The organism is Magnetospirillum molischianum DSM 120 (assembly GCF_000294655.1).
GTDB lineage: Bacteria > Pseudomonadota > Alphaproteobacteria > Rhodospirillales > Magnetospirillaceae > Phaeospirillum > Phaeospirillum molischianum.
In genome coordinates this window covers 1-13,531 of record NZ_CAHP01000016.1, presented here as the reverse complement: position 1 = coordinate 13,531, position 13,531 = coordinate 1, and the positions used below count along the sequence as shown (strand labels likewise).

At 61.0% G+C, this 13,531-nt stretch carries 7 protein-coding genes; 6 read left to right on the top strand and 1 reads right to left on the bottom strand.

Features of this window, described 5'->3' with window-relative positions; all coding sequences use genetic code 11:
- Nucleotides 1-16 precede the first annotated feature (16 nt).
- Entirely contained in the window at nucleotides 17-3,151 is a 3,135-nt protein-coding gene (locus tag PHAMO_RS06865; protein WP_235720808.1) for a YhdP family protein, read from the top strand.
- 20 nt (nucleotides 3,152-3,171) lie between these two features.
- On the opposite strand, the gene PHAMO_RS06860 is transcribed toward PHAMO_RS06865, so the two are convergent.
- Entirely contained in the window at nucleotides 3,172-3,396 is a 225-nt protein-coding gene (locus PHAMO_RS06860; protein WP_002727753.1) for a hypothetical protein, read from the bottom strand.
- A gap of 330 nt (nucleotides 3,397-3,726) precedes the next feature.
- Here PHAMO_RS06860 and glgB point away from each other — a divergent pair, with 330 nt between their 5' ends.
- The 5 genes from glgB to PHAMO_RS06835 all read left to right on the top strand — a co-directional run.
- Entirely contained in the window at nucleotides 3,727-5,925 is a 2,199-nt protein-coding gene (gene glgB / locus PHAMO_RS06855; RefSeq protein WP_002727752.1) for a 1,4-alpha-glucan branching protein GlgB, read from the top strand.
- A 108-nt stretch (nucleotides 5,926-6,033) separates the two neighbouring features.
- A complete protein-coding gene (glgX, locus tag PHAMO_RS06850) occupies nucleotides 6,034-8,196 on the top strand; it encodes a glycogen debranching protein GlgX (RefSeq protein WP_002727750.1) in 2,163 nt (720 codons plus the stop codon).
- Complete coding sequence (gene malQ, locus PHAMO_RS06845) at nucleotides 8,193-10,400, top strand: 4-alpha-glucanotransferase (RefSeq protein ID WP_002727748.1); 2,208 nt, start codon at nucleotides 8,193-8,195, stop codon at nucleotides 10,398-10,400. The genes glgX and malQ overlap by 4 nt, the downstream gene beginning before the upstream one ends.
- Nucleotides 10,401-10,476: 76 nt before the next feature.
- Complete coding sequence (locus PHAMO_RS06840; RefSeq protein ID WP_051002394.1) at nucleotides 10,477-12,933, top strand: glycogen/starch/alpha-glucan phosphorylase; 2,457 nt, start codon at nucleotides 10,477-10,479, stop codon at nucleotides 12,931-12,933.
- Nucleotides 12,934-13,099: 166 nt separating this feature from the next.
- Nucleotides 13,100-13,531, top strand: a 432-nt coding sequence (locus tag PHAMO_RS06835) for a hypothetical protein (RefSeq protein WP_155801596.1), incomplete at its 3' end; no start/stop codon positions are given.

The window sequence follows — 13,531 nt, the reverse complement described above, 5'->3', positions numbered from 1 at the left end:
CCACGGAGCCGTCAGTGTGTTGTTTCGGGTCTTGGGGTTGCTTCTGGTCGGTCTGCTGATTGGTGCGTCCCTGCTGGCTTGGCGGTTGTCGCAGGGGCCGATCTTGCTTGATTTCCTGACTCCGGCGATCGAAGAGGCCCTGGCCGCCCGCGACGGTTCGCTGACTGTCCGGCTGGGCAGCACTGTGCTGATGGCCGGGGACAATGGGCGTCTTCTGGAAATTCATGCCTTTGACGTCCGCGCCTTTGGACCCGGCGATCAGCAGATCGCCGTCGCGCCCGATATGTCGTTCAATCTTAGTGGTCGGGCGTTGCTGGCGGGAATCGTCGCCCCCAACACGATCCAGTTATACGGTCCGCGGCTGAAGCTGCAACGCGATCCCGATGGCCGGGTCCATATGGGTGTCAATAGCCGTACCGAAGCATCCGAACCCACCGCGGAATCCGAAGCGGTCGCCGCCGCGATCCGCGATGCGCTGTTGGGTGATCCCGATCCGGCGAAGCCGGGCCGGACTCTGCAATCCCTGACAATTCGTTCGGCCGAGATCATCGTTGATGATCAGGTTTTGGGGCGGCAATGGCGGATTCCCGAATCCGACCTGACATTCCGCCGAATCGAGACCGGGTTGGTCGTCACCGGGCGGGCCAGACTGGAACTGGACGGCGACACGATCGGGCTGGATATCGAGGCATCCTACCGCAAGGACAATGAGACGGCGGACGCCGTGGCGCGTTTCACGGCCTTACGGCCTGCCTTGCTGGCCCGTTTTGGTGGCGCCTTGACGCCGATGACGGCGGTTGATTTACCGCTGACCGGCTCGGTTCACGCCAAATTTGACCGAGAGGGTAGTGTCGAACAGCTCGATTTCGACATCACCGGCGGAGCCGGGAGCGTAACTCCGCCGCCGACGTTGGCCGAAGGTGCAATCCGGATTGCCGGAATCGAAGCGCGGGGAGGTTATGATCGGGCCGCCGGGCGGATCAATCTTGCCCGGCTAAAGCTTGATTTCGGTGGCCCGACCCTGGCCGCGACAGGATCGCTCGACGGTTTGGCCGTTGGCGGCGGTCCGGTCCGGCTCGATGCGGTGGTGCACGACCTGCCGGTTGATCGGTTGCACGAATTGTGGCCCCAGGGGGTGGGACAGAACGCCCGCGACTGGGTTATTCCCAACTTGTCGAAAGGGATGGTTCACGAAGCAACCCTGGCGCTGGTCGCCCATCTGCCGTCCAGCGGCAAACCCGAGGATCTGGTGATCGACCATGCGGGCGGTGTGATCCGGGTCGATGGTGTCAACGTCGATTATCTGAATCCGATGCCGCCAGCGCGAGCCGTAGCGGCAAACGTCACCTATGACGCTCATTCGATGCAGATCGCCCTGGTCTCGGGCGAAGTGTTCGGCTTGCGTTTGAAGGACGGGCTGGTTGGGTTCACCGGCCTCGATCAGGTCGATCAGTTCGCCGATATCGCCTTGACGATTTCTGGCCCGATCCCGGACGCGCTGCGCCTGCTCGATAGTCCACCGTTGCGCTATGCCCAGGCACTTGGAATCGAGCCAAGTAAGACCGGGGGGGAAGCCACCACTCGGCTTTCGCTTAAATTCCCGCTTCTGAAGACCTTACGGCTCGACGATCTTGATATTCGCGCCCAGGCGGCGGTGAAGTCGCTGTCTCTGCCCAAGGTTGCGATGGGGCAGGATCTGGAGGGCGGGGCGCTCGATCTTACCGTCGATGGCAAGGGATTGGACGCCGCCGGTACGGTGATTCTGGGTGGACTTCCGGCAACACTCAGTTGGCGCGAGAATTTCTCGGCGAAGGGAACGGCCTTCCGCAGCCGTTATCATCTTAAGGCCGCTGCTGTTGGCGACGAACACCGCCGCCGCCTTGGCCTTGATGCCGGGGCATTCCTGTCCGGTCCGGTCGGAGCCGACGTCACCATTACCTTCACCGATGGCGGACGAGGCGATATCGACGGCCGACTCGATCTTGGCCCGGCGCGTTTGAGCCTGCCGGGGTTGGGGTGGTCGAAAGAGCCAGGAAAACCCGGTACGGCCGAGGCATCGATCCGGCTCGACCATCGTCAGGTCGGGGCGATTCCCCGCTTTACTGTTTTGTCCGGCGATTTGGAGGCACGCGGCTCGGCCGCGTTCGGTCCCGACAGCACGTTGCGGCGGGTTGATCTGTCACGGCTGGTCTATGGTCGGACCCATGGCGAGGGCAGTGTAACCCTGCGTCAAGGCGGTGGCTTCGACGTCGTTTTTACCGGCCCCAGCTTTGACGCCGAGCCGGTCCTGTCCCAGAACGAAGAATCGTCGAAGGATTCCAAGCCGCCGCCGATGGGCGTTGTCGCCAGTGTTCAATCCCTATGGGTCTCGGAAAAGGGGGCGGTTCACCAGACGGCCCTGTCGCTACACCGCGATGCTCAGGACTGGCGCGCGATGTCGCTGAAAGGGACTTTGGACGGCGGGAAGTCGCTATCGGCGACCCTGACCAGCGACGCGGCGCGGCGGCGCAGCTTTACCGTCACGTCCGAGGATGCCGGCGCTGTCGCCCGAACCTTCGACGTTTTTGACGATCTGGTCGGAGGCGATTTGGTCATTGACGGATATATCGATGACAAAAACCCGGCGCAGCCGCTGATCGGTTCCGTCAAGGTCGCGGATTATCATATCCGTAACGCCCCCGCTTTGGCCCGTCTGCTGACGGTGGCGGCGCTGACTGGCATCCTGGATGTGTTGCAGGGGGAAGGCGTCGGCTTTTCGTCGCTGGATGCGCCGTTCATCTATTCCAACGGATTGCTTGAACTGAAGGACGCTCGCGCCTGGGGGGCAGCGTTGGGGATTACCGCCAAGGGCCAGATCGATCTTGACCGTTCACGTCTGGCGATCGAGGGAACCGTGGTTCCAGCCTATGTCCTGAACAGCGCGTTGGGACGAATTCCGATTCTGGGTTGGCTGATCACCGGGGGGGATAAGGGGGGCGGCGTTATCGCCTTCAATTACACGATGAAGGGGGCTGCCGCAGATCCATCGGTGACGGTCAATCCGCTCTCCGCCCTGACTCCGGGGTTCCTGCGTAAATTATTCAACATATTCGACGATGGCAGTGGAACCGATGCCCGCAAGGGGGAGGGGGGAGCAAAGACAACGCCCTGACCGGGCGCGAAGTCACTCCGTCAGTCCTTGCCCGATCCACCCGATGTGGCCAAGAGCATGACCAGGGCACCACAGATCGCGGTGAGGAGGAGGCCGATATAGACGGCAAACCCCAACGGACTGGTGCCGGGTGAGGGGTCGGCCACGGCTCCAAAGATCGCTCCGGAAGTCGCGACCGACAGATAGAGGAAAACCAGCAGAAGGCCGATGGTGATCAGGCCGGAAACTTTTGCAAGTACGCTCATCTTTCCGTCGCCCTTATAAGTGGCAGATGATGACTCAGAAAAAAAGATAGCAGGTTTTTTCTTCTCTCGACGGCGTAAAATCGGAGCGGTAACGGTTTCGCACCGTTATCGGAGCATTTTTCGCCTGCATTCGCAGGCAGATTCACCAATCCGTCAGCGGGGCGTTCGAAGTCCTTTGTCATTTGCGACTTCGCTGTTAATTGGAAAGGCCGGGCTGCGAAATCCGCTTTTGCCAATCCTGATAAAAGCGATGACACTTCGACGGTGGAGCCGCAAGGGCACTGTCCGGTATTCCCTTCGCCTCCCTTGCCCGACCTAAAAGGAGTCCGCATGCGCGAGATCCCCATTCTGATCAAGCCCGGCGATGCCGATGCCCTTGCCGCAGGGCGGCATAGCGATCCGTTCGCCGTCCTTGGCCCTCATCCCGCGAATGGAGGAGTGGTCTTGCGCAGCTTCCAGCCTCAAGCTGTCGAGGTTTTTGTTCTGACCGGGGACACCCCGATCGCGATGACCAGGGTTCATCCCGACGGTGTGTTCGCCGCCCGTCTGCCCGAGGGCGGAACGGACGGATACCGTCTGCGCGTGATCTGTCCCGATGGGATGATCGAGGAAATCGACGATCCTTACCGTTTCCCGCCCCAACTTGGCCCGCTCGACATCCATTTGCTGGTCGAGGGGACACATATGCGCCTCTATCAGATCCTGGGCGCGCACCCTCGGACCATCGACGACATCGAGGGCGTTTTGTTCTCGGTGTGGGCGCCTAATGCCGAGCGAGTCTCGGTGGTGGGCGACTTCAATTCCTGGGACGGGCGCCGCCACCCGATGCGGCTACGTCACGATGCCGGGGTCTGGGAACTGTTCCTGCCCGGTCTGGGGCACAGCACGATCTATAAGTACGAGATCGTTGCGCGCGGCGGCGTGATGCTGCCGTTGAAGGCGGATCCTTGCGGCACCTGGGCCGAACGCTCGCCGAAGACCGCATCGAAGGTCTGGAGCCAGCCGAAATGGCAATGGTCGGACGCCGACTGGATGCAAAATCGTCAGCGCCACAACGACCGTTATTCCCCGGTTAGCATCTACGAAGTCCATCTGGGCTCGTGGCGGCGCAATCCCGGTGACGGAAATCGTCCGTTGACCTATCTGGAGATGGCTGACGAACTGGTCGATTACGTTGTCGAGATGGGCTTTACCCATGTCGAGTTCCTGCCGGTGCACGAACATCCGTTTGGCGGATCGTGGGGCTATCAGCCGGTGGGGTTGTTCGCGCCGACCTCGCGTTACGGCTCTCCCGATGATTTCCGCGTTCTGATCGAGCGGCTGCACCAGCGTGGTATCGGTGTCATCATCGATTGGGTTTCGGCCCATTTCCCCAGTGATCCGCATGGTCTGCACTGGTTCGATGGGACGCATCTTTACGAACATCAAGACCCGCGCCTGGGTGTCCATCGTGACTGGAACACCCTGATCTATAATTTTGGCCGCACCGAGGTAATGAATTATCTGTGCGCCAACGCCCTGTATTGGCTGGAGGAATTCCACGTTGACGGGCTGCGGGTCGATGCGGTGGCGTCGATGCTGTATCTCGATTATTCGCGCGATCCTGGCGACTGGCTGCCGAACCGCTTTGGCGGCAACGAGAATCTCGAAGCAATCGACTTCCTGCGCCGGATGAATCAGCTGGTCTATGCCGAGCATCCCGGTGCCGTCACCATCGCCGAAGAATCAACCGCGTGGCCGATGGTGTCGCGGCCGGTCCATCTGGGTGGGCTGGGATTCGGCTTCAAATGGAACATGGGGTGGATGCATGACACCCTCGATTATTTCTCGAAAGACCCGATTCACCGCCGCTATCACCACGACGACCTGACCTTTGCCCAGCTCTATGCCTATCACGAGAATTTCGTGTTGCCGCTGTCTCATGACGAGGTGGTTCACGGCAAGGGGTCTCTAATCGGGCGGATGCCGGGCGACGACTGGCAGCGTTTTGCTAATCTGCGCGCCTATTTCGGCTTCATGTGGATGCAGCCGGGTAAGAAGCTTCTGTTCATGGGAGGCGAGTTTGCCCAAGAACGGGAGTGGAATGTCGATAGCAGCCTCGACTGGCACCTGCTTGACTCGCCGCGCCATCGGGGGGTGAGTCGCCTTGTTGCCGACCTCAATCGTCTGTATCGTACCGAAGCGGCCCTGTATCAACTCGACAACGATCAGCGCGGATTTGCCTGGATTGATTGCAACGATCGCGACAATTCGGTACTGAGTTGGTTGCGCCTCGGCGTCGATCCGCATGATTGCATCGTGGTGGTCGGCAGCTTTACCCCCGTTGTGCGCGAAGGGTATCGGATTGGTGTGCCTGAGTCCGGGTTCTATCGTGAGATTCTCAATACCGATTCCGAATGGTATGGCGGCTCGAATGTCCACAACAATGGTGGGGTCGAAGCCGAGGACATTCCGTGGCACGGCCATAGCTGGTCGATTCTGCTTCGGCTGCCTCCGCTGTCGGTCTCGGTGTTCAAGCGCGACGGATAAGGGTAGGATAGCCCTGCTCGACGTGTTTGAGAGGACAATCGCCGCCTGAGTCGATGTGTGCCGCATCGAGGTTTCCGTCTGTCCACCCAGTCGCCTGTCGAGGATTGAATGAACGCCCGCCGCCTTTTACCCGGCTCTCCTAACCCGCTGGGTGCTACCTGGGACGGCAACGGCGTTAATTTTGCGCTGTTTTCCGCGAATGCCCAGCGGGTCGAGCTGTGCCTGTTCGATAGTCGCGGCCTGCGCGAGACCGAACGGATCGTTCTGCCCGAATATACCGATCAGATCTGGCACGGCTATTTGCAGGACGTGCGGCCGGGGCAATTGTACGGCTATCGTGTCTGGGGGCCGTATGATCCCAATGCCGGCCATCGCTTTAACCCGCACAAACTGCTGCTCGATCCCTATGCCAAGGCATTGAGTGGCGAAATGGTATGGACCGACGCCCATTTCGGTTTCCGCGTCGGCGGCCCGCGGCAGGATCTGGTGGCGGATCGTCGCGACAACGCTCGTTTCATGCCGAAATGCCGGGTGCTGGATACCGCCTTCACCTGGGGTGACGATCGTCGTCCTTCGGTGCCGTGGTCGCGGACTGTCATCTATGAGGCCCACGTGCGCGGCCTGACGATGACTCATCCCGGCGTTCCCCCGGCCTATCGCGGTAGTTTCCTCGGGTTGGCCCAGCCCGGCGTGATCGATCACCTGAAGTCGCTGGGGGTGACCAGCATCGAATTGTTGCCGGTTCAGGCGATCGTGGACGAACGCCACCTCGTCGAAAAAGGGCTGCGCAATTTCTGGGGCTACAACACGATCGGCTTTTTTGCCACCGACCCGCGCTTTTACGTCACCAGCGCTCATCGTGACTTCAAGAGCATGGTGCAGCGCCTGCACGAGGCGGGGATCGAGGTGATCCTGGACGTGGTTTACAACCACACCGCCGAAGGCAATCATCTGGGGCCGACCCTGTCATTCCGTGGCATCGACAATGCCAGCTATTACGTCCTGCGACCGGGCAATCCGCGCTGGTACGAGAATTATTCCGGTTGCGGCAACACACTCAATCTTACTCACCCCCGCGTTTTGCAGATGGTGATGGATTCCTTGCGCTATTGGGCCGAGGAGATGCGGGTTGACGGGTTTCGCTTCGATCTTGCCTCGGCCCTGGCTCGCGGACGCAATGGGTTCGATTCCGGCGGTTCCAGCTTTCTCGACGCTGTGCGCCAGGACCCAGTGCTGTCGCGGGTGAAGCTGATTTCCGAACCGTGGGATCTGGGAGGTGACGGCTATCGTCTGGGGCGTTTCCCTCCCGGTTGGTCGGAATGGAACGGGCGATATCGCGATACCGTGCGTCGCTTCTGGTCGGGCGAAGGCGGGATGATCGGCGATCTGGCCAGCCGTCTGACCGGCTCGGCCGATCTGTTCTCGTGGGGTGGCCGTCGTCCCTCGGCCAGCCTGAACTTCGTCACTTGCCATGATGGTTTTACCCTGCGCGATTTGGTCACTTATCAGCGCAAGCGCAACGAAGCTAATGGCGAGGGCAACGCCGATGGTACCGACGCCAATTATTCCTGGAATTGCGGCCATGACGGCGAGACCCCCTATCCAGAGGTCACAGCCCTGCGCCAGCGTCAGGCCCGCAATCTGATCGCCACGCTGCTGTTGTCGCAGGGGGTGCCGATGATTTTGGCCGGGGACGAACTGGGCCGCACCCAGGGCGGCAACAACAACGCCTATTGCCAGGATAATCCAATCGGCTGGGTCGATTGGAGCAATGTCGATGAAGAGATGCTGGCTTTCTTCCGCATTCTGATCAAGCTGCGGCGGGATAATCCGGTGTTCCGTCGGGCCCGCTTCCTTGAAGGAAAGCGTCTGCCCAATCTCGTGCTGAAGGACATCATCTGGGTCACGCCGGAAGGGCGCGAAATGACCCAGGCCGATTGGACCTTACCCTATGCCCGCTCGCTGGGTTTCGTGCTGGGCGGAGGGGTGGCAGGGATCGACGAGCCTAAGGGGCTGGAAGAAGCGGGCGATACCTTCCTGGTCCTGATGAACGCCTATCACGAAGCGGTTCCTTATGTCTTGCCGCCCGCGACGCTGGGGCATGCGTGGGAAGTTGTGTTCGACACGACCGAGGTTCAGCCTGGATTGCCGACCGGGACATGGGCCGCCGGAATTACTTATGCGCTAAGGTCGCGGTCGCTTGCCGTATTGCGTAGCGTCAGCGGAGGGCGGGGATTCGTCCGCGACATACAGGAAGGATTTAGGCCATGACCGGGATTTCAGCCCTCGACCGGCTGGCGACTCTTGCCGGCATTGAGGACGGGTGGTGGGACTTTTTCGGTCAGTGGCGGGTGGTTCCGCCCGACACGAAGCGGGTGTTCCTGGCGGCGATGGGGTTTCCCGCCGCCGATGAGGCCGAGGTGGCAGCCAGCCTGACTGAGCTCGAAACCCGGCCGTGGCGCCGTTGGATCGAGCCGGTTCTGGTGCTGGAGGAGGGGTCTGGTTCGCCTTCGATTACGGTGACTCTGCCGGTGGCCGCCGACCGGAACCTCTTCTCTTGGACGCTCGAAGAGGAACTCGGCATCGCTCACCGAGGCAGCTTTTACCCCGCTGATCTGGGGGAGGGGGACGGCCGCTCCGTCGATGGCGTTGACCTGCGCCGCCGTTCGTTGCTGCTGCCCGCCTTGCCGCCGATTGGGTATCACCGTCTGACTCTGACTGGCCCGGATGGGGTAAGTGCTGAACAATCTCTGATTGTCGCGCCGTCGCGGGCCTATACGCCTCCGGTCGTGGCACAGGAGCCGGGAGCCTGGGGTATCGCGACCCAGATCTATGCTCTGCGCTCGTCGCGCGACTGGGGACTGGGCGGTTATGACGCGCTGGCTGAATTGGCCGAGGGCGCGGCGAAGCTGGGAGCGTCCTGCATTGGGGTCAACCCGCTGCACGCGCTGTTCCCAACTCAGCCCGAGCGCTTCAGTCCCTATGCGCCGTCGAGCCGGATGTTCCTCAACACAGCCTATATCGATATCGAGGCGGTTCCCGAGTTCGCCGATTGCCGCGAGGCCCGGCGGCTGTTTGCCGCCCCAGCGTTCCAGGCGTTGCTGGGGCGGGCGCGCGAACCCGCTTTGGTCGATTACGAGACCGTGGCGCGGCTGTCCCGGCCGATCCTGGAAGCGCTGTTCCGTGCATTCCGGCAATCGGGTGATTTCGCCGCATTCGAGGCATTTCGGCAGGCGGGAGGCGAACGCGCTCGCCAGTTCGCTCTGTTCGAGGCGCTGCACGAGCGGATGATCGAGGCCGGGACGCCTTATTGGCGGACATGGCCCGAGGATTTGCGCCATCCTGACGCGGCTGGAGTGGCGCGGTTCGCAGCCGAGAATAGCGAGCGGATCGACTTTTTCCACTGGCTGCAATTCGTTGCGGACAGTCAATTGGCGCGGGCGCATCGCGCTGGTCTCGACGCCGGTGCGCCGATCGGGCTTTATCGCGATCTGGCTGTCGGCATCGCCGGGGACGGAGGCGATTCCTGGTTGGAGCAGGATAGTCTGGCGTTGGGGGTCTCGGTCGGCGCGCCGCCCGATCCGTTGGCGCTCAAGGGCCAGGATTGGGGATTGCTGCCGTTCAACCCGCTGGCGCTGTATGAACGGGCGTTCGCTCCGTTTATCGCGGTGATGCGGGCCAACATGCGCCATGCCGGAGCCTTGCGGCTGGACCATGCCATGGCGTTGCAGCGCCTGTATTGGGTGCCGCCCGGTTTTTCAGCCGATCAGGGCGCTTATGTCCGTTATCCGGTCGAGGATCTGTTCCGGCTGGTGGCGCTGGAAAGTCGCCGCAACCGCTGCCTGGTGATTGGCGAGGATCTAGGCACGGTTCCCGATGGCTTCCGCGAGCGGATGGAAAAAACCGGTATCTTCGCCTATCGGGTGATGGTGTTCGAGAAAGAGAGCGCGGATCGGTTCCGTCCCTCGGATCAGTTCGACGCGCAGGCTTTGGCGATCTTCGCGACCCATGATCTTCCGTCGGCGCGGTCGTGGTGGCTGGGACATGATATTGACCGGCGCGAGGAGCTTGACCTTTACCCTCGTCCAGGGCAGGCCGACGAGGAGCGCGGACAGCGTGTCCGCGACCGTGTTGCCCTGATTGCTACCCTGTCGGGCGAGGGGCTTCTTTCCGCCGATTTTTCGACTGAGGATGACGTGTCGGACGATCGGGCGGTTCAGCTTGCAGCCGCGGCTCACGCCTTTCTCGGGCGGTCGCGGTCGCGGTTGACAATGGTTCAGATCGAGGACGTCCTGGGGCTCGATCTCCAGATGAATCTGCCGGGAACTACAACGGAACATCCGAATTGGCGGTGCCGTTATCCGCGCGATATAGCCGAGATTCTCGCCGACGAACGCATCCGTTCGCTGGCCGAGGGCTTCTCCGCGCGTGACGGACGGCGCGACCTGTCCCTTCCGGGGGGCGGCAGTGTATAACGATACTTGCTCAAAGCCGCCGTTTCGTGAAGGAATGGCGAGAGAAGAGGATCTTATGGCGGGCGGGAAGAAAACGATGAATAAAGCAGGGCCTGCGGCGGCGCATTCGTCACACGAGGATGTCGAAGAGCTGAAGACGGCAATTCGCAGCCATCTTATCTATACCGTTGGCAAGGAGGCGGTCAGCGCCACCGCGCGCGACTGGTTTCTGGCGGCGGCCCATGCCGTGCGTGATCGCGTTACCCAGGGATGGATGCCAACCCTGAATGGCTATTACCGTGAGGATTCCAAACGGGTTTATTACCTTTCGATGGAGTTCCTGATCGGCCGGACTCTGGTCAATAGCCTGATCAATCTCGGTCTGTACGATGCGGTGCGGGAAGCGCTGGCTGAACTGGGGCAGGATTTCGAGGAAGTCGCGGCCTGGGAGGTCGAGGCGGCGCTCGGCAATGGCGGCCTGGGCCGTCTGGCGGCCTGCCTGCTTGATTCGATGGCGACGATCGGCGTGGCTGGTTTCGGCTATGGCATCCGCTACGATTACGGCATGTTCACCCAGCATATCGAGCATGGGTGGCAGGTCGAAAGCCCCGAAAACTGGCTCCGCTATGGCAATCCATGGGAATTCCCCCGTCCGGGTGTGATCTTCCCGGTTCGTTTTGGCGGCCGCGTGATCCATTTCCGCGACAGCCGGGGGTTCAACTGCTCCCAATGGGTCGATGCCGAAGAAGTCATGGCGATGGCCTATGACGTTCCGGTTCCCGGCTTTGGTGGAAAGAAGGTCAACAATCTCAGGCTGTGGTCGGCGAAGTCAACCCGAGAGTTCGACCTGAAATACTTCAATGCCGGAAATTATATAGAGGCCGTGCGCGATAAGAACGAGTCAGAGACCCTGTCTAAGGTGCTCTATCCTTCTGACATGACCGAACGCGGTAAGGAACTGCGTTTCAAGCAGGAATATTTCTTCGTCGCGGCTTCGATCCAGGACATCCTCTCTCGTTTCCGCAAGAGCCATTCCGATTGGGAAAAGCTGCCCGATAAGGTCGCGATTCAGCTCAACGACACCCATCCGGCGATGGTGGTGGCCGAGCTGATGCGGGTTCTGGTCGATGAGCACGAACTGGCATGGGATCGGGCCTGGGAGATTACCCGAGGCTGCTGCGCCTATACCAATCACACCTTGTTGCCCGAGGCGCTGGAAACTTGGTCGGTCGATCTGTTCTCACGGGTTCTGCCACGCCATCTCGAAATCGTCTATCAGCTCAATCACGAATTCCTGCAAGGCGTCCGCTATCGCCATCCCGGCGATACCGAATTGTTGAATCGGGTGTCGTTGATTGCTGAGGGTGCGGACCGTCGGGTGCGGATGGCTCACCTCGCCGTGATCGGTAGCCATAAAGTCAACGGCGTTGCGGCGATCCATACCGGCCTGATGAAAAGCACGATCTTTTCCGATTTCGAACATTTATCGCCCGGAAAGATCATCAACCTTACCAACGGCGTCACGCCCCGGCGCTGGATGCTGGCATCCAATCCACGCCTGTCGGCGCTGATTACCCAAAGTATCGGCGACGGCTGGTACACTGATCTCGACCAACTGCGCAAGCTTGAGGCTTTTGTCGACGATCCCGCTTTCTGCGCCGCTTTTGTCGAGATCAAGAACGCCAACAAGCGCGATGTCGCGGTGATGATTGCCCAGCGCCTGGGGATCGAGGTCGATCCGACCTCGCTGTTCGACGTTCAGGTCAAGCGCATCCACGAATACAAGCGTCAGCTTCTCAACCTGCTGCATGTCGTGGTGCGCTATGCCCGGATTCGCGCCAATCCGCTGCTGGAGTCTCAGCCGCGCACCGTGATTATCGGGGGCAAGGCGGCCCCCGGCTATCACCTCGCCAAGCTGATCATCAAGCTGGTCAACGACATCTCCGAGGTCGTCAACAACGATCCTCTGGTCGGTCGGCGGCTCCGTTTGGTGTTCCTGCCCAATTACAATGTTTCGACTGCCGAACTGGTGATGCCTGCTGCCGATTTGTCCGAGCAGATTTCAACAGCCGGGACCGAGGCATCGGGTACCGGCAATATGAAGATGGCGATGAACGGGGCTTTGACGATTGGCACCTGGGATGGCGCCAACGTCGAGATCTGCGAGGAAGTTGGTGAGGAGAACATGTTCCTGTTCGGCCTGACCGCACAGGAAGTCGCCCGTCATCGTGTTGATGGCTATGACGCCTGCGCCGCGGTGCGGGCCGATAAGGAATTGTCGGCTGCGCTCGACATGATCGGAACCGGGTTCTTCTCTCCCGATGAGCCCGACCGCTATCGCGCTCTGATCGATACCCTGACGGTGGGAGGCGACCACTATCTGCTGACCGCCGATTTTGCCCAGTATGTCGCGGCACAGGAGCGGGCCGACCGCACCTTCGCCGATCCCGAGACATGGACCCGCAAGGCGATTTTGAACGTCGCCCGAATGGGGAAATTCTCCTCGGATCGAACCGTCGCGGAATATGCCCGCCAGATTTGGCAGGCTTTGTAAGACCGAACGCTCCGTTCGGTCGGGAGGGGGAGTGATTGTTTCCCCTCCCGACCAGCAGGCGGCATGGTCGTTTCGTCAATTGCTCCCGCGCATATGGAGCGATCAAGGGTTTTTGCTGTACGGCGATGTTTGATCAGCGGGGTTGACGTCGTCGCCCGCAATCGGCGTGATAGATAGAGTCGATCGTTTCGACCGCCATCCTTACGAGGAGACGCTGTCCGTGCCGGTCAAATGGCGGGGTCCATTTCCTTGGCTTGCTGCGGCGTTCGTCGCCAATGTTGCGGTGATTGTTACCGCAGGCGCGATGCTTTCGCACGGGCCGCTTGCACCCGAATCCTTCAATGCCCTGGTGTTGGTATCGCTGGCCGGTGCGGCGATTCTGTTCATGGTATCTTGGAAAATCATCGATTTTCTGGTGATGCGGAGCATCTGCAAAATGGCCGCCGAGGTGCGGGCGATCGCCTATGGTGGCGACCGGCCCGGCGTCGATCCAGAACGGTTCGCGATGATCTCGCCCCTGCCCGAGGCGGTCAACGAGATCTGCGCCCGGATGGTCAAGGCCCGTTCTGAGCTGGCGGCCGGCTTGTCGGTCGCCACC

Bases quoted from the DNA above. Each gene is read 5' to 3' on its own strand.
- glgB (WP_002727752.1), top strand. From the start codon at position 3,727: ATGCGCGAGATCCCCATTCTGATCAAGCCCGGCGATGCCGATGCCCTT.
- PHAMO_RS06840 (WP_051002394.1), top strand. From the start codon at position 10,477: ATGAATAAAGCAGGGCCTGCGGCGGCGCATTCGTCACACGAGGATGTC.
- glgX (WP_002727750.1), top strand. From the start codon at position 6,034: ATGAACGCCCGCCGCCTTTTACCCGGCTCTCCTAACCCGCTGGGTGCT.
- malQ (WP_002727748.1), top strand. From the start codon at position 8,193: ATGACCGGGATTTCAGCCCTCGACCGGCTGGCGACTCTTGCCGGCATT.
- PHAMO_RS06860 (WP_002727753.1), bottom strand. From the start codon at position 3,396: ATGAGCGTACTTGCAAAAGTTTCCGGCCTGATCACCATCGGCCTTCTG.